This window comes from Parazoarcus communis, assembly GCF_003111645.1.
Taxonomy (GTDB): Bacteria; Pseudomonadota; Gammaproteobacteria; order Burkholderiales; family Rhodocyclaceae; genus Parazoarcus; species Parazoarcus communis_A.
Genome location: NZ_CP022187.1, coordinates 2,386,138 through 2,401,777, shown reverse-complemented (window position 1 = coordinate 2,401,777; position 15,640 = coordinate 2,386,138). Strand labels below are relative to the sequence as shown.

General features: G+C 63.8%; 17 protein-coding genes. 8 read left to right on the top strand and 9 right to left on the bottom strand.

The features are described from left to right. Positions 1–3: 3 nt before the first annotated feature. The 9 genes from CEW83_RS10940 to CEW83_RS10900 form a co-directional block, all read right to left on the bottom strand. Complete coding sequence (locus CEW83_RS10940; protein ID WP_108949372.1) at positions 4–660, bottom strand: type II secretion system protein; 657 nt, start codon at positions 658–660, stop codon at positions 4–6. A 61-nt stretch (positions 661–721) separates the two neighbouring features. Further along, the gene (locus CEW83_RS10935; RefSeq protein WP_108949371.1) at positions 722–1,420 is read right to left on the bottom strand and encodes a prepilin-type N-terminal cleavage/methylation domain-containing protein; all 699 of its coding nucleotides are present in this window, start codon (positions 1,418–1,420) and stop codon (positions 722–724) included. Further along, positions 1,408–2,643: a hypothetical protein gene (locus CEW83_RS10930; RefSeq protein ID WP_159099442.1), complete on the bottom strand. Its 1,236-nt coding sequence runs from the start codon at positions 2,641–2,643 to the stop codon at positions 1,408–1,410. Before CEW83_RS10930 ends, CEW83_RS10935 begins: the two co-directional genes overlap by 13 nt. Before the next feature lie 5 nt (positions 2,644–2,648). Next, the gene (locus tag CEW83_RS10925; RefSeq protein WP_108949369.1) at positions 2,649–3,056 is read right to left on the bottom strand and encodes a hypothetical protein; all 408 of its coding nucleotides are present in this window, start codon (positions 3,054–3,056) and stop codon (positions 2,649–2,651) included. Next, entirely contained in the window at positions 3,053–3,646 is a 594-nt protein-coding gene (locus CEW83_RS10920) for a hypothetical protein (RefSeq protein WP_108949368.1), read from the bottom strand. The genes CEW83_RS10925 and CEW83_RS10920 overlap by 4 nt, the downstream gene beginning before the upstream one ends. Further along, positions 3,646–5,172 carry a hypothetical protein gene (locus CEW83_RS10915; protein ID WP_108949367.1) on the bottom strand — a complete coding sequence of 509 codons (1,527 nt, stop codon included), beginning with the start codon at positions 5,170–5,172 and terminating at the stop codon, positions 3,646–3,648. The genes CEW83_RS10920 and CEW83_RS10915 overlap by 1 nt, the downstream gene beginning before the upstream one ends. Before the next feature lie 14 nt (positions 5,173–5,186). Next, positions 5,187–6,395, bottom strand: coding sequence for a type II secretion system F family protein (locus CEW83_RS10910; protein ID WP_108949366.1), 1,209 nt, complete (start codon positions 6,393–6,395; stop codon positions 5,187–5,189). Then, the gene (locus CEW83_RS10905; protein ID WP_108949365.1) at positions 6,392–8,128 is read right to left on the bottom strand and encodes a GspE/PulE family protein; all 1,737 of its coding nucleotides are present in this window, start codon (positions 8,126–8,128) and stop codon (positions 6,392–6,394) included. Before CEW83_RS10905 ends, CEW83_RS10910 begins: the two co-directional genes overlap by 4 nt. Further along, entirely contained in the window at positions 8,125–9,714 is a 1,590-nt protein-coding gene (locus CEW83_RS10900; protein WP_234418774.1) for a pilus (MSHA type) biogenesis protein MshL, read from the bottom strand. Before CEW83_RS10900 ends, CEW83_RS10905 begins: the two co-directional genes overlap by 4 nt. A 343-nt stretch (positions 9,715–10,057) precedes the next feature. Here CEW83_RS10900 and CEW83_RS10895 point away from each other — a divergent pair, with 343 nt between their 5' ends. From CEW83_RS10895 to CEW83_RS10860, 8 genes are read left to right on the top strand one after another with little or no spacing between them, the layout of a single operon-like run. Next, a complete protein-coding gene (locus CEW83_RS10895) occupies positions 10,058–10,876 on the top strand; it encodes an ABC transporter ATP-binding protein (RefSeq protein WP_108949363.1) in 819 nt (272 codons plus the stop codon). Continuing rightward, positions 10,873–11,664 (top strand): lipid asymmetry maintenance ABC transporter permease subunit MlaE, encoded by a 792-nt coding sequence (gene mlaE, locus CEW83_RS10890; RefSeq protein ID WP_108949362.1) that lies wholly within the window; start codon positions 10,873–10,875, stop codon positions 11,662–11,664. The genes CEW83_RS10895 and mlaE overlap by 4 nt, the downstream gene beginning before the upstream one ends. After that, positions 11,664–12,131 (top strand): outer membrane lipid asymmetry maintenance protein MlaD, encoded by a 468-nt coding sequence (gene mlaD, locus CEW83_RS10885; protein ID WP_108949361.1) that lies wholly within the window; start codon positions 11,664–11,666, stop codon positions 12,129–12,131. Before mlaE ends, mlaD begins: the two co-directional genes overlap by 1 nt. Before the next feature lie 28 nt (positions 12,132–12,159). Beyond that, complete coding sequence (locus CEW83_RS10880; protein ID WP_108951348.1) at positions 12,160–13,017, top strand: VacJ family lipoprotein; 858 nt, start codon at positions 12,160–12,162, stop codon at positions 13,015–13,017. A gap of 13 nt (positions 13,018–13,030) precedes the next feature. Continuing rightward, on the top strand, positions 13,031–13,660 hold the full coding sequence (locus CEW83_RS10875; protein WP_420094100.1) for an MlaC/ttg2D family ABC transporter substrate-binding protein: 630 nt from the start codon (positions 13,031–13,033) through the stop codon (positions 13,658–13,660). After that, complete coding sequence (locus tag CEW83_RS10870) at positions 13,660–13,929, top strand: STAS domain-containing protein (RefSeq protein ID WP_108949359.1); 270 nt, start codon at positions 13,660–13,662, stop codon at positions 13,927–13,929. The genes CEW83_RS10875 and CEW83_RS10870 overlap by 1 nt, the downstream gene beginning before the upstream one ends. Positions 13,930–13,931: 2 nt before the next feature. Continuing rightward, positions 13,932–14,834 carry an ABC transporter ATP-binding protein gene (locus tag CEW83_RS10865; RefSeq protein WP_108949358.1) on the top strand — a complete coding sequence of 301 codons (903 nt, stop codon included), beginning with the start codon at positions 13,932–13,934 and terminating at the stop codon, positions 14,832–14,834. Between the two features lie 40 nt (positions 14,835–14,874). Next, positions 14,875–15,627 (top strand): ABC transporter permease, encoded by a 753-nt coding sequence (locus CEW83_RS10860; protein ID WP_108949357.1) that lies wholly within the window; start codon positions 14,875–14,877, stop codon positions 15,625–15,627. Positions 15,628–15,640: the final 13 nt, after the last annotated feature.

Below are 15,640 nucleotides of genomic sequence, written 5' to 3'. Positions count from 1 at the left end.
CGCTCAGAACCCGAGGCAGACTGCGTAGGCGACTGCCTCGTCGAGCGGGTTGGTGGTGCTGACCGGGGTGAGGGTGGTGCCGCTCCCTGTCCCGGCGCGCATCGAACCCGTCGTCGGGTCGCCGTCGTCGAGTGCGGTATCGAGCTGTACGACGTACTTCCCAAGAATTCCGCCCGAGCACATGGCGTGGCTGCCGCGGACGCCAAGTGGCGCACCGGCTCCGCCCGCCTGCACCCCGATGCGACCGCCGTCGGCGTTCTGCGGGAGAAAACTGGGATCGGTTGTCAGCGTCGGCCCGCTGGCAAGGTTGGCCAGGCGCAGATGCTGCCAGAACAGCACGGATTCCGGTTGTGGGCTCCCGACTGCAGCGTCCCAGTCACCATCGATCCGGCCGTTGCCGTCGCCGAGCGTGGTGCATGACGTGCTGCCTGCCGCACACACGTGCGTGTCGGCCCGCGAGTCGTCACCCGGGAGCGCACGGAACTTGTCCTGGTATCCATAGATGTACAGCGGGACGGTGCGGAAATCCTGGGCGAGGTTCTTGACCTTGGCACTGTTGATCAGCTCCTGTCCTTTCAGGACCCCACCCATCAGCAGGCCGATGATGACCAGCACGATGGCGATTTCGACCAGGGTAAAACCGGTTTGCCTTGCTTTCACGTTACGACTCCTTTTGGCTTGTGGTGAAAATGAATCATGTGGAGCAGGGCGCCGGCTGCGATCACAGTCGTCCCGCCTGAGCCAGCCTGGCGATCAGCAGGGGGTGGCCAATCCAGCGCAGCTGATCGTCGAAGCCGCTGGTGGCTTCACCGGCTTCAAAAACGGGGGTGGCTGCAGAATGACTGGCGTTGAGACCGTCGGCGATGCCGTTCGGGCCGGTGGAGAAGACGATTGCAGCTGCGCGTGATGCGCTGGTCGTGGTGATCGGTGTGCCGGCGTGGTCACGAATCTGCAGGTTGCTTTGAGTCGTCGACGTTGCGCTGATGGCTGTGTCGGTAAGGCCGGCGTCAGCGCGGTATCGCCAGTGACCGTGCCAGCTCGAAGCCGCGGACGTGCGCGGGTTGCCCCAGGCGTCGGTCGGCTCGGTTCCCAGGGTGCGCCAGGGCAGGTAACCCGGACTGCCGTGGTTGCAGGGCGGGCTTTGCTCAAGCCCGTAGGCGGGGCTCGCAGGGTTGGGTTCGGTGCTTGGGCAGGGCAGGCGGCCGTGAATGATGGCGAAGCCGATCAGGGCCTGTTCGATGTCGTGAAGCCTGGATGCCGTTTCCTGTCGGGCACGTGCCTCGATCTGGCCGCTGATCGGTGCCATCAGGGTGCTGCTCAGCAGGGCGAGGATCACCAGCACCACCGCCATCTCGACGAGGGTGAAGCCGGCGCCTGAAAGCGGGCGTGCGCAGGCGTGCGGGCGGGCTAATGAATGCATTTGATCACGTCCGCGCTCGCCGGGTCCGAGGGTGTCGCAACCGTGAAGGCGGTCGAGCCGCTGAAATTCCCGCTGCCCGCCACCAGGCTTGCGGCAGTGAGACCCTCGAAAAACTGCGCGGGATCGGCGCGCTCGGCGGGGCTCTGCCGCGACTGAGCGGCAGCGCCGCTGCGAATGCGTTCGCCACCGAACAGGACGAGTGCGCGACATGATTCGGCTGCGGCAAGCGGAGGCGAATGGGCGGGGTCGGTCAGGAATGCCTGCAGGCAGGGACTGCCGTTGGCACAGGCCACGAAATGCAGCTGGTCGCGCCAGTTGTCGTGCAGGTCCGCGAACTGCGGAGCGATGCCGAGGGTGCTGGCATCCGGAATCGGCCCCTGAAAACGTTCAGTGCTGACCTGGGTTGCGTGAGCGGCAAGGAAGCCGGTCTGGTTCAGCGCGGTGTCGAGTGCAGTGGTCGCGCGGCTGATCATGGCGTCGATGAGGAGGGGGAAGTCGTGCCGTCGGCGCAGGCCGTCGAAGATGTCATCGGTGGTGACCCAGGCGATGAGGTCGTTGTTGACCGTGTCTGCGGGATTCCCTTGCACGATGGCAAGCGCGGATGAAAAGTCTGCGGGGTAGGGCTGGTCGAGGTAGGCGGGAAGGTCGGCAACCGCATCGTTGCTGCCCGGGCAGAGCCGCCCTGATGCATGGGGTCTTGCTTGCGATGCGTTGGCGAGGCCGGGTGCAAGCAGCACCGCCACTGCACGCAGGGTCCGCCCGCCCTGAGCGGCGAGCGGGCGCCCTGCACTGTCGGTGAGGTCGAACTGACCGGGGCTGTCCCAGTTGAGTGCGAGCGGCTTGGGGTTGTTTTTGACGCTGCCCGCCACCGCGTACCACAGACAATCGCCCCAGCCGTCGCGCACATCGGACAGCCCCAGGGTGCGATAGGGAAAGCGGCCGATGGCGCCATGGTCGCGGACATTGCATGCCCCTATCCGGGCCGAGCCGGTGTTCGCTGCGTCGGGGCAGGGCAGATAACCGTAGCCTTGACCCGGATGCTGTTCGGCATAGCTGATGGCGTAGCCGAGCAGCGCATCTCTTGCCTGCGCGAGCGCAACCGTACTCCTGGCCTGTGCCTGCAACTGGATCCGTGCCGAGAGTCTGCCGGCGCTCAGCACCACGCCGGTGCCGCCGATCACGAGGATCAGCAGTACTGCGATCAGAATGGATCCCTGCTGCATCCCTTTCATTTCACGCGGCCATTGTCTCCGCGTTGAAGCGGGATTGTTTCCTGCTGCCGCGTGGTGTTGGCTGGAGACCAGTGCTGTCCAGCGCTCAGCCGAACCTCCTGCCCTGTGCGTGCGTCGATACGGAGCTGCGCGGTCTCAAGCTCCGGGTGGTAGGGCTGCTGCGGCAGTTGCATGTCCTGATCGACCCATACCTTCACCACCCGCCGCTCGCGCCAGATCATGCCGTCGAAGCGAATGCCGGCGTGTTCGGGAGCTGCTCTGGGGGCGGGGCGAAGCTGGGCCGCCTCGAGTGCCCGCCGTTCATCGGGCGTGAAGAACAGGCGTCCAGGGCGTTCTGCGCGCGCCAGCCCGCTGATCGCGAGGGCGGTGCATAGCAGCAGGACGAGGGTGCGCCGGGCTCTCATGACGATGCACCCGTGGCCGGGTGCAGGGTGAGCCACTCGAGCTCGCAGCGTGCCTGCAGTGGCGTGACGGTGGGGGCGTCGTCGTGCGTTGCGCGCGCGCGGACGATGTTGCATCCGCGCGGGATGACATTGACCCCGGGCGTGGCCGCGAGGGAGTGCAGTGCGACGTTCAGCGCCTCTTCATGCAGCACGCCGGCACGCATGCTCAGATGCAGCATCGAGCGCGTCGGGAGGCCACGAGCGGCGGGTTTGTCTGACACACGCGGTCTTGTCCTGAGCTCGACCGAGAACAGGTGCGGATCAGACTGAAGCCTGCGCAGCGCATCGTGCTGCAGGGCAGGGAGGGTATCGGCGTCTACGAGTTCGAGTGCGGCAAGGCGGGACTGGGCAAGCTGGCAGCGCGCAGTGTCGTCCCTTGACTGTTGCAACTGCAGCCGCGCCTGTTCCAGTGCCCGCTGTGCAAGTGCGAGGGCCTGAGTCTGGCCGTGTCTGAAATGGATGGACAGCGCAAGCACACCTCCTGCGGCTGCGAGCAGAAGCGTGGCGATGACCAGTGCCCTGTGCAGTGACGACGGAATGCGCCTGCCCATCACGGCTCGCCTAGCGCGGATTGTGCCGGCGGCAGCATGAAGCGCAGGCTCAGGCGGGACGGTCGGGGGAGGTCGCGCGCAAGTTCATCCGCCGAGGAAGCGAGGCTCGGGAGGTGTCTGGCCTCAATCTGGAGATGGAAGCTGCGCTGCCAGTCATCGATCAGGCGCTGGGTTTGCTCCATCGGGCTGTCATCGGCGAAGGTGGTGTCGGGCTCAAGGCTCGCGTCGATCTCGACTGCGATCTCCGCCGGGCCGGCCACCGCGCCGCGTCTGTCCGGTGCGGCGTCGGCCGCATGCCAGCTCAGGCGCTCGAGCTGAAGTGCCGGTGTGGCCTCGAGCATCGCGCTGACCTGACGCATCACATGATCGTCTGGTATCGCACGGCTCCGGATGTGTTCAAGCTCGTCGAGCCAGTCGAGCGTGACCGCCATTGGCGCGGGTAGCGCAGGGCGTTGCCTGTTCACGTCGTCAGCCTGCTGCTGCAGTGCGAGCCGTTCGGCTTCGAGAGGGGCGGTCTGTCGTGCGAGGTCGCGGGCGTCGAGCAGCATCGCACCGGCTGCGAGAAGCATGGCGAGGGCCGCACTGCCGGCGATCCCGAGCAACCTGCGCCGGAGGCGCGCCGTGGCGAATTCGCTCGTCAGGGTTGCAGCCGGGTAGTGGATGGGTGGCGGTTTGTCGACGAGTCCTTGCAACAGGAAAGGACGCGTGTCGGAGCCGGACGTCGCTCCGCGGGGTTGCCGTGGCTGCGCCTGAGCGGGGATGTCAATGAACTGAAGGTCAATGCGCTTGTCCTGCGCGCCGATGCCGCTCAGGATGTCGCGGTCTGCCGGGTGGGCAAGAAACAGGGTTTTCAGCGCCACGTTGTCGGCAATCAGGCGCTGACCCGAAAGATAGGCCCGGGTCTGGGACAGCTCACTGGCATAAATGGGCACGCATTCCGCAAGCGAACCTGCCCGTGCGGGCGCTATGCGGGTGAAACTCATCCTGCCCTGTCGAAGAAGGGTCTGACGCATGCCGGCGGCCGTGAGGCTCAGTAGCAGGCAGGTGTCCTTGCCGAACGGGCTTCCCCGGTTCCAGTGCTCGAGCAGGCGGGGCGGGGTGTCGATGCGGGTCACGATTGCCAGGGTTTGCTCGAGCGCCTTGAACCATGGCTCGAACAGTGCCGGGCGCGTCAGCGCACACAGCAGGAAGGTATCGAGCGCCGGGTTGTTGTCATGTCGCCCGTGGTGCTCGCTGGTGGTGAAGTCCGTGCCCGGAAAGTGCTGGCGCGTCTTGCGCAGGATCATTGCCTTGCGGTCACTGCGGTTGGCGCGGGGAAGGTGCTCCAGCACGCACCGCTCTTCGGCAAGATCGATCAGGATCGCGAAGCGGCCCCGATGCACCTGTGTCTCCAGCCAACTGCGGAAGGCGACGACAGCTTCGTCGCCACCGGTCCGGAATTGTGCGCAGGGTTCGAGGCGACCACGTTCATGGCGCCAGGCTTCGAGTCCGTCGGCGTCGATCACGAGCAGTATGTCGGGCTTCATTGATTGCGCTCCAGTCAGACGGGTAGCCGGGTGAGGATGTCGTACACCGGGCCGAGCACGGCAAACACGATCCACAGCATCAAGGCGCCCAGGATCAGGGTGAGCATGGGCTCGGCGCTCGCCTGAAGACGCTCGATGGATTCTTTGGTGTCGCGCTCGTAGAAATGAACGACGTTGCCGAGCGCGGTGTCGAGGCTGCCGGTCTGCTCTCCGATCCTCAGCATGCGGGTTACCAGCTGGGGAAAGAGACCGGTGAGCTCGAAGGCAGACGCGATGTCGTGACCTTCGGTGATGCGCAGGCTTGCTGTGCGCAGACTGTCGCGGATGGCAAGATTGCCGCTGGCATGCGCTGCGGTGCTCAGGGCGTCGAGCAGCGTGATCCCGGACGCGTAAAGCATGGAAAGGAGGCTGGCGACGCGTGCCAGTGCAATCTTGTACTGCAGCGCACCGAACAGCGGCAGGCGCAGGCGCAAACGGTCGAAAACAAGCTGGAGCGCCGGGCTGTTGCGGATGGCAAAGCGCGTCGCGCCCAGGGCGGGGGCGAGCACCACCGGGATCAGCCATCCATGGTGTGCGAGGCCGCTCGACAGCTCGATCAGGATGCGGGTCTGCAGTGGCAGGGCCTGCCCCGTGCTGCGGAACAGGCGGCCGAGCTCGGGAACGACAAACAGGAGTGCGACCGTGATTGCAGCGCACAGGACCGAGCCGACGATGATCGGATAGATGGCGAGTTTGCGCGCGTGGGCGGCGAGTTCGTCTTCACGGTGCAAGGCATCTGCGAGTTGGCGGAGCACAGGGGCGAGCGTGCCGGTCTGCTCGCCGACCCGGAGCAGGCTGCAGAACACCGCGTCGAATGCACCCGGATGGCGGGCCGCGGCTTCCGATAGCGGGAGTCCGCCCTCGATGTCCTCCACCAGTGTGCTCACGACCTGCTGCATCTGCATGTGCGCGGTGGCTTCGCGAAGGTCGGTGAGGCTTTCGATGATGGGGACGCCGGCAGCGAGCAGCTGTTCCAGGTGGAAGCAGAAATGGATGAGTTCGCGGCGCGGGATGCGTCGGCGCCAGACGCGGCGTCCGGTGTGCGGGTGGGCCGGTTCGCCGTGGACGAGCGTCAGTCCGCGGCGCTGCAGGCGCGATTCGAGATCCTCGATGTCCGCGGCGTCTGTGGTACCGCGCACGCTGCGGCCACCGTTGTCGATTGCCCGATAGGTATGGAGCGTCATGACGGGGGCTGGTCGTGGTGGTGGAGACGAATGACGCGGGACAGCTCTTCAATGCTGGTGCTGCCGTCGAGCACGCGACGCGCGCCGTCCCGCGCCAGGTCGACGAAGCCCTTGCGCGCTGCGGCGGCGGCGAGCTCGCGCCGCCCTGCCCGGCGACTGACGAGGTCGTCGAGCTCTTCATCCATCAGCAGACATTCGACGATGGCAAGCCGCCCGCGATAGCCGCGGTGAGCACACTCGGGGCACCCCCGGGGACGATGAATCCTCGTCGTCGCGGCGCGCTCCGGCAGGATGCCGAGCACTTGCTGTTCGGCGACGGAGGGGCGGTCGGACTGACGGCATGCCGGGCACAGGCGTCTGAGCAGGCGCTGGGCGATCACGCCGACGAGGTTGCCAGCGAGCAGGTCGGGACGAAGCCCGATGTCCAGCAGTCGGGGAATGGCGCCGAGCGCGGAGTTGGTGTGCAGGGTTGAATACACCTGGTGACCGGTCATGGCTGCCCGCAGCGCCATCTCCGCGGTATCCGTGTCGCGGATCTCGCCGACCAGGATCACGTCCGGGTCCTGCCTGAGCATGGCGCGGATGCCGCTGGCGAAGTCGATCCTCGCGCCGTCCGAGATCGTGGTCTGACGGACCATCGGCATCGGATACTCCACCGGGTCCTCCAGCGTCATGATGTTGCGGGTTTCGTCGTTGAGCTGGTTGAGAATGGAGTAGAGCGTGGTGGTCTTGCCGCTTCCGGTCGGGCCCGTGACCAGGATCAGGCCTTCGGGGTGAGCGATCATCCGTGAGATGCGATCCTGCTGCTCGGCGGAGAGCCCGAGCTGCGGGAGGGGGACGATCCCTTTCTGCCGGTCGAGGATGCGCAGGACGATGTTTTCGCCGTGAAGCGTCGGCTGGGCGGAGACCCGGAAGTCGATTGGACGGCCGTTGAGGGTAAGCGAGATGCGGCCATCCTGGGGACTGCGCGTCTCGGCAATATTGAGGCCCGCCATCACTTTCAGCCTGACCACCATGGCCGGCCAGTAACTGTGATGCAGCACCCGGATCTGCTGCAGCAGGCCATCGATGCGGTAACGAATGCGCAGGAAACCGGATTCGGGCTCGAAGTGAATATCGGAAGCGTCGCGTTTGACCGCGTCGACCAGCAGTGCATCAATGAGTCGGATGACGGGTTGCCGCGGGTGGCCCGGGCCCTGATCCTGTGGCTGGGGTGCGGTGCCGGATTCGATCTCGTGCAGGATGCCGTCGATTGAAAGCTGGTAGCCGTAATGGCGATCAAGTGCCTGGCGCAGTTCGGATTCGGCCGCAAGGCGCAGGATGATGTCGATGCCCGGTTCGCATACGCTGCGCAGCGCATCGAGTGCAATGATGTCGTGCCCACCGGGGCTGGCAAGGGTGAGCTGCTTGATAGCTGCGTCGAAGTGCAAGGGCAGCAGGCGATGCTGGCGGGCGATGTGCTCGGGGACGAGGGCAAGGATGGCCGGATCGATGACGACGCTGGAGAGCTCGACGCTTTGTTGTCCGAGGCGCGCGCTCAGGATGTCACGCAGCGTGCCTTCGGTGAGAAAGCCGAGTTCGATGAGGGCGCGTCCGAGTGGCTGTTTGCTGCGGGCCTGTTCAAGGAGGCCGATGCGAAGCTGGTCTTCGGTGATCAGCCCGGCATCGAGCAGTTGCTGCCCGATCGTTTGCGGATCAGGGGCGGCGGCCGGGGGCGGGGCGATCATGTTCATCGTTGTCGCGTGCCCGGGTCGTATGCATTGTCCGGTGCCAGCGAGCCGAAGACGTGCGCTTGCTCGGGCGGCGTGCGAAAGAAATCCGGGGCCGGCAGCGATTCGCGATATCCGGCGTAGCCGGCGTCGATTGCGGGGTGCTCGATCAGGACCGGGCGCAGGAAGATGACCAGTTCGGTGCGCTGTGCCGAGTTCTCGCGCCGGGTGAAGAACTCACCGAGGAAGGGGATTGCCCCGAGAAGCGGGATGCGCCCGGTATCGTAATCGAGCTTGTCCTCCATCAGCCCGCCGAGTACGGCGATCTCGCCGCTGGCCAGGCGCAGGACGGATTCGATCTCACGTGTGCGAATCTGCGGCACACGGTTTGGAATGCTTCCGAGCGAAGGGTTGGGGTCGTCGCGGAAGCCGGAAATGCTGGAAATCGTCGGCCGTACGTTGAGGATGATCTCGCCGTTCGCACTGATCTGTGGCGTCAGGGCCATCACCATGCCGACCGAAACCGATTGCGGTGTCGTGGTCGCGGTGACCTTCTCGCGGTCGCTGTCGCCGTAGGCGGTGGTCGAGGCATCGACCAGGAAGTAGACCACTTCTTCGACGACCTTGAGCATCGCGGTCTGATTGTTCAGCACCGAAAGCCGGGGGCTTGAAAGCACTTTCACCGTGCCGAAGGATTCGAGCAGTTCGAGCCTGATGTCGAGCTTGTCCGACAGGTAGGAGAGTGTTGGCGACAGTGTGCTGCTGTCGGCGCCTGAGCCGCGCGGCTGGATGTTGCCACTGCGGGTGCCGAGGCGCGTCCAGTCGATGCCCTGCTTGTATCCGTCGCTGAGCGCGACCTCGACGATGGTGGCCTCGATGATGACCTGACGCCGCGCGGCGGTCTGAACCCGCTCGAGGAACTCGATAACGCGTTCGTGCTGAGTGCTGTTGGCACGGACCATCAGGACGCCGGTTTCACGATTGACCATCACGAACTCGGCCTGTTCGGGCTCCGAGCAGGGGGCGGACTGGCCGCCGTCGCGATCAGACGAATCCTGCCGGCGGTCCTCGCAGCGGCGACGCAGGATGAACCGGGTGTGCTCCCTGAGGATGGTCCGGATGTTGGTTTCGAGTGACTCCCAGAAGCGGTTTGCCGACAGTGTTTCGATTTGCGTGAGAGAGGTGTTGCCGCTGGCACTGCGCTTGCCGTCAAGCGCGCTCGAACTGGTTGCAATCTGGGTGCTGGTGGCGACCGAGCCGTTCATGCTTCGGCTCAGATTGACGTAATCCACCTGGTAGGTGCGAAGGTAGGGTGTGTCTGGCATCACCGCGAGATAACTGCCTGCGAGTTCGAACCGGATGTCGGCCTGGCGCGAGATTCGCGTCAGCAGTTGTCTCAGGGGCTGATTGAAGGCATTGAGCGTCACAACGCCGGTTATGCCCGGATGGACGTCGATGTCGAGCCGCGCGTCGCGTGCGATCGCATTGAGGAGTTCGACGACTGACACCCGGTTTACCGAAACCGAGTAGGTTGGGGCAGGGGCTTCCGGGGCGTGCGCCGTCGCGGTTGGCGCCGGTTTCGATTGTGTGGGTGCTGCCTCGGCGCTCATCCCGACCTCGTTTGCATTCAGGTGCGCATTCGCTGGCGCACGCGGAAGTGGCTGGGCGCAGCCGAGTACCGAGGCGCAGATGATGGCGGGGATGAATTTGTGTGTATGCATAATGAATTTAATAATTCGTTTCGCATAATACATTCTCGTGTCGCTGCGTCAAGTTGCGGGGGGCTGCTGGCGGGGTCGGTCGCATTGACGGACTGGCTGCTTTGCCGTGTGTCCGGGATGTCCCTGCCATCGATGGGGGCGTGTCGCACGTTGTCGCGTTGCAACAGATTTGGCGTGAGACGTTGCGCTCCTCTGCTAAACTGCTGCCCTTTGCTACCCTAAGACTTCCCCGGTGACCCCCTCTTCTACGCAAGCGCCTCTCGTCAGCCTGCGCGACGTTCGTTTTGCCTATGGCGAGCGGGAAGTCTTGCGCGGTATCGACCTGGATGTGCATCGTGGTCAGGTCGTGGCAATCATGGGCGGCAGTGGCTGTGGCAAGACCACGCTGCTGCGCCTGATCGGTGGCCAGATTCGCGCGACGGGCGGTCGCGTTGAGGTGGAAGGCCAGAACGTGGGCGAGCTCGGAAACGCTGCGCTCTACGCCTTGCGCCGGCGCATGGGCATGCTGTTCCAGTTTGGCGCCCTGTTTACCGACATGAGTGTGTTCGACAACGTGGCCTTTCCGTTGCGCGAGCACACCGAGCTGCCCTCGGGCCTGATCAGTGATCTCGTGCTGATGAAACTGCAGGCAGTGGGTTTGCGCGGGGCTGCTGCACTGATGCCGTCCGAGCTCTCGGGCGGGATGGCGCGGCGGGTGGCGCTGGCTCGTGCAGTGGCGCTTGATCCGATGCTGGTGCTCTACGACGAACCTTTTGCCGGTCTCGATCCGATTTCGCTCGGCATCGTCGGGCAGTTGATTCGTCGGCTCAACGATGCGCTGGGTGCAAGTACGGTGATGGTGACCCATGATGTGAATGAGTCGCTGGAAATCGTCGATTACGTGTACTTCGTTTCCGAGGGGCGGATCGTGGCCCAGGGCACGCCGGAGGAGATCCGTGCGTCCGAGCATCCTTTCGTGCATCAGTTTGTCAACGCAGAAGCGGACGGACCGGTGCCTTTCCATTATCCGGCGGCGCCGATGTCCAGTCTGCTCGATCGGGGTGTGCGATGAATCCGGTCATTGATTTTGTGCGGCGCGTCGGTGCGATGACGGTGGACGCAGTATGGCGCTTCGGTTTTGTGGCGCGCTTTTTCGTCATGATGCTGCTGTATTCGGGACAGTCGATCCGTCGAGTGCACCTCACCATCCGTGAAATCTACTTCAGTGGCGTGCTGTCGCTGCTGATCATTCTGGTGTCCGGGCTTTTTGTCGGACTGGTGCTCGGGCTGCAGGGCTATGAAACGCTGCAGCGCTATGGATCGAGCGATGCGCTCGGGGTGCTGGTGGCGCTCTCGCTGACGCGCGAGCTGGGTCCGGTGGTTGCCGGCCTGCTGTTTGCCAGTCGTGCCGGCTCCGCAATTACGGCCGAGATCGGTCTGATGAAGGCGACCGAACAGTTGAAGGCCATGGACATGATGGCCGTGAACCCGATTGCGCGTGTCGTTGCGCCGCGCTTCTGGGGTGGGGTGATTTCGATGCCTTTGCTGGCAGCGATGTTTTCTGCCATGGGCGTCTTTGGTGGCTGGCTGATCGGGGTGGTGTTCATCGGCGTCGACGATGGCGCGTTCTGGTCACAGATGCAGGCGGCTGTGGATTTTCGCTACGACATCCTGAACGGGGTGCTGAAATCCTTTGTTTTCGGGGTGGCGGTATCGTTGATTGCGGTGTTCGAAGGCTATGACTGCAATCCGACGGCCGAAGGTGTTTCGCGGGCAATTACCCGCACGGTGGTGAGCTCGGCGCTGGCAATTCTGGCGCTGGATTTTGTACTGACTTCTTTCATGTTCCGGGGTCAATGATGAGCAGAACGACGCTCGACCTGTGGGTGGGTGTATTCGTAGTGCTGGGTTGTGCAGCACTGATCTTTCTGGCGATGAAGGTCGGCAACTTCACCGGCCTGAGTGGCGCGACGCTCTATGCGGTCGAGGCGCCCTTCGACAACATCGGCGGGCTCAAGGTGCGGGCGCCGGTCAAGAGCGCAGGGGTGCTGGTGGGGCGTGTTGCGGATATCCGCTTCGATTCGCAGCGCTATCGCGCGGTGGTCAAGCTTGAACTGGATAGTCGTTACGAATTTCCCCGCGATACCATTGCCACCATCCTGACTTCCGGTCTGCTCGGCGAGCAGTACATCGGACTTGAACCGGGGGCGGAGATCGACGTGCTCAAGGGTGGCGACGTCATCCAGATTACGCAGTCTGCAGTCGTGCTCGAGAAGCTGATCGGTCAGTTCATGTTCAACAAGGCGGCCGAAGCGCCGGCGCAATGACGGCCCCGTCCCGATGGAGAAAACCGAAATGAACGCAACAATGCGTCCCCTCCGAAGCGGCGCGCGTGTGCTGGTCGTGGCGGCAACCGTGTTGCTGGGCAGCGGTTGTGCGACGACGGCATCGAATCCTGAGGATCCGCTCGAAGGCTACAACCGGGCCATGTTCTCCTTCAATGAAGGGCTGGACAAGGCCGTGATCAAGCCGGCCGCCCAGGCCTACGATGCGGTATTGCCGTCGCCGGTCCGCACGGGCGTGAGCAACGTGTTCGGCAACCTCGGCGACCCCTGGATCGGCGTCAACAACCTGCTTCAGGGCAAGTTCGCAGATGCGCTGAGTGACATGATGCGCTTCCTGTTCAATTCGACATTCGGTATTGCCGGTGTGCTCGATATTGCGACAGAGATGGGCTTTGCCAAGCATGACGAGGACTTTGGTCAGACGCTCGGCCGCTGGGGCGTCGGCGATGGCGCATACATCGTGCTGCCTTTCTTCGGTCCGCGCACCTTGCGTGACGCAGCAATGCTTCCGGTCGATATGTCGGTCGATCCCGTATCGTCCGTTGGCCACATCCCGACGCGCAATACGATGACCGGTGTGCGTCTCCTGAACACGCGCGCAAATCTCCTCGGTGTGGACAAGACCCTGGAAGAAGGCACGCTCGACAAGTACAGCTATGTGCGCGACTTCTATCTTGAACAGCGCCGTTACAAAGTTTTCGATGGCAACCCGCCACGGGTGTACGAAGATTTCAGCCGTGTAGACGGTGACAGCCTGCCGCTGGGCAGGGCTGCAGACGAACTCGCAGCGGTTGCAGTGGAAGACCTGGAACTGCTCGGTGTCGGTGATTTTGCGCTGAATGCCCAAACTGGCGGGCATTTCAACTGAACTGGTGAGAATGATGAAGAGATTTTTGTGCTGCTTCCTGTTGATGTTCGCGACCGCTGCGCCTGCCGCGTTTGCGCTCGACGAGAAGACCCCGCCCGATGTGCTGGTGCGCTCGGTGACCAACGACGTACTGACCATCGTGCGCGAAGACAAGGCCATCCAGTCGGGCGATACCGCGCGTGTGCTTGGTCTGGTGGAAGAGCGGGTGCTGCCCCACTTCAACTTCCGCCGCATGACCATGCTGGCGGTCGGTCGTGACTGGCGCAGCGCCACGCCGGCGCAGCAGGACCGTCTGACCGAAGCATTCAAGACCCTGCTGGTGCGGACCTACTCCAATGCGCTGACCCAGTATCGCGAGCAGGTCATCGATTTCAAGCCCACCCGCATGGGTGCGACCGACACGACGGTCCAGGTGCGCACCGAGGTACGTCAGCCGGGGGCGCAGCCCATCGGCATCGACTACATGCTGGAAAAGACCGGCACGGGCTGGAAGGTGTTCGACGTGGTGGTGGCCGGCGTGAGCCTGGTAACCAACTATCGGGGCAGCTTTGGCTCCGAGGTTCGCAGTAACGGCATCGATGGTCTGATTCGTTCACTTGAGGCGAAGAACAGTTCGCTCGTGAGCGCTCAGGCGGGCAGTTGATGGCTGAAGCATCCGTTGTCCGCATGGACGGTGCGCTGACCATGCGGACGGTTGCCGGACTGATCGGTCGCGCTCTTCCCGAGGGCGACTGTGTCGTCGACCTCGCGGGCGTCACCGAAGCGGACTCCGCTGCCCTGGCCTTGCTGCTGGAGTGGCTGCGCCGCTTGAAGGCGCGCGGCAACACACTGAGTGTCACTGGCATGCCTGACGGGCTCAAAAGTCTGATCGAACTCTATGGTCTGGACGAAGTCCTGCCGCTTGCCGGCTGAGCATGACGACGACTGTTCCCGCAATCCGGATTTCGTCCGTGACCAAGCATTACGGGCGCCTGCAGGCGCTGGGCGGCGTCGACCTTGAGATCCGGCAGGGCGAGTTCTTTGGCCTGCTGGGGCCGAACGGCGCCGGCAAGACAACACTGATTTCCGCGCTGGCCGGCCTGGTGCGTGCGGATACTGGCAAGCTTGAAGTGATGGGCCACGATGTCGTGAGCGACTATCGCAAGGCGAGGCGCAATCTCGGTGTGGTGCCGCAGGAACTGGTCTTCGATCCCTTCTTCACCGTGCGAGAGTTGTTGCGCATCCAGTCCGGCTATTTCGGCATTCGCAACAACGACGACTGGATCGACGAGATCCTCGCCAGCCTGGATCTGACGGCCAAGGCTGCTTCCAACATGCGGACCCTGTCCGGCGGCATGAAGCGCCGGGTGCTGGTGGCGCAGGCGCTGGTTCATCGCCCGCCGGTGATCGTGCTCGACGAGCCGACCGCGGGCGTCGATGTCGAGCTGCGGCAGGGCTTGTGGCAGTTCGTGCGCAAGCTCAACCGGGACGGTCATACCATCGTGCTGACCACGCACTATCTCGAAGAGGCCGAGACCCTGTGTGGCCGCATCGCCATGCTCAAGGCGGGCAAGGTGGTCGCGCTCGATACGACGCAGAACCTGCTCAATCGCTTTGCAACGCACACCATGCGGGTGAAGGTCGCACATCCGGAAGTCGCGCTCGTGCTTGGCGGACATGCGGTGGAGGGCGGCTGGATCGAGTTCCCCTTCGATGCCTTCGCCGATATCGAACAACTGCTGGCCCGTCTGCGTGAAGGCAATGCAGGCGTGACCGAGATGCATCTCGGCGAGCCGGATCTGGAACGGGTTTTCATTGAGGTCATGCATCGTGTCTGAGCGTCCACAGCAGATCGTGTCTGGTGAGGACGCCCCGTGGATGGGGTTTCGCACCCTGCTGTACAAGGAAGTGTTGCGCTTCCGCAAGGTGGCCTTCCAGACCGTCATGGCGCCAGTGCTAAACGCGGTGCTCTTCCTGCTCATCTTCTCCCATGTGCTGGATCGTCACGTCACGGTATACGGCGATATCGCCTATACCGCCTTTCTCGTGCCCGGTCTGGTGATGATGTCGCTGTTGCAGAACGCCTTCGCGAACAGTTCGTCCTCGCTGATACAGAGCAAGATCACCGGCAACATCATCTTCGTGCTGCTGCCGCCCTTGTCGTATCGCGAGTTCTATGCGGCCTACGTGATCGCCTCGACCTTTCGTGGTCTGTTCGTCGGCGTCGGCGTGTTGCTGATCTCGATCCCCTTTGTCGAACTGCATATGGCCGCGCCCCTGTGGGTGATCGTGTTTGCGGTGCTGGGCGGGGGTATTCTCAGTTCGCTCGGCGTCATTGCCGGCATCTGGGCGGACAAGTTCGATCAGCTTGCCGCGTTTCAGAACTTCCTGATCATGCCGCTCACGATGCTGTCGGGCGTGTTCTATTCGATTCATTCCCTGCCGCAGCTGTGGCAGGACGTGTCCCATGCCAACCCGTTCTTCTTCATGATCGACGGCTTCCGCTACGGCTTCTTCGGCCAGTCCGACGTGTCGCCCTGGCTCAGCCTCGGTGTGGTGAGCGGGTGTTTTGTTTTTGTCGCGGTACTGACCCTGGCGATGCTCGCACGGGGCTACAAGTTGCGCGCCTGAGAGGAGTCTGGAA

Coding starts and splice junctions, on each gene's coding strand:
- CEW83_RS10875 (WP_420094100.1), top strand. CDS start 13,031: ATGAAGAGATTTTTGTGCTGCTTCCTGTTGATGTTCGCGACCGCTGCG.
- CEW83_RS10930 (WP_159099442.1), bottom strand. CDS start 2,643: ATGCAGCAGGGATCCATTCTGATCGCAGTACTGCTGATCCTCGTGATC.
- CEW83_RS10905 (WP_108949365.1), bottom strand. CDS start 8,128: ATGAACATGATCGCCCCGCCCCCGGCCGCCGCCCCTGATCCGCAAACG.
- CEW83_RS10910 (WP_108949366.1), bottom strand. CDS start 6,395: ATGACGCTCCATACCTATCGGGCAATCGACAACGGTGGCCGCAGCGTG.
- CEW83_RS10920 (WP_108949368.1), bottom strand. CDS start 3,646: ATGGGCAGGCGCATTCCGTCGTCACTGCACAGGGCACTGGTCATCGCC.
- CEW83_RS10870 (WP_108949359.1), top strand. CDS start 13,660: ATGGCTGAAGCATCCGTTGTCCGCATGGACGGTGCGCTGACCATGCGG.
- CEW83_RS10865 (WP_108949358.1), top strand. CDS start 13,932: ATGACGACGACTGTTCCCGCAATCCGGATTTCGTCCGTGACCAAGCAT.
- CEW83_RS10880 (WP_108951348.1), top strand. CDS start 12,160: ATGAACGCAACAATGCGTCCCCTCCGAAGCGGCGCGCGTGTGCTGGTC.
- mlaD (WP_108949361.1), top strand. CDS start 11,664: ATGAGCAGAACGACGCTCGACCTGTGGGTGGGTGTATTCGTAGTGCTG.
- CEW83_RS10860 (WP_108949357.1), top strand. CDS start 14,875: ATGGGGTTTCGCACCCTGCTGTACAAGGAAGTGTTGCGCTTCCGCAAG.
- CEW83_RS10925 (WP_108949369.1), bottom strand. CDS start 3,056: ATGAGAGCCCGGCGCACCCTCGTCCTGCTGCTATGCACCGCCCTCGCG.
- CEW83_RS10900 (WP_234418774.1), bottom strand. CDS start 9,714: ATGAGCGCCGAGGCAGCACCCACACAATCGAAACCGGCGCCAACCGCG.
- CEW83_RS10935 (WP_108949371.1), bottom strand. CDS start 1,420: ATGCATTCATTAGCCCGCCCGCACGCCTGCGCACGCCCGCTTTCAGGC.
- CEW83_RS10915 (WP_108949367.1), bottom strand. CDS start 5,172: ATGAAGCCCGACATACTGCTCGTGATCGACGCCGACGGACTCGAAGCC.
- mlaE (WP_108949362.1), top strand. CDS start 10,873: ATGAATCCGGTCATTGATTTTGTGCGGCGCGTCGGTGCGATGACGGTG.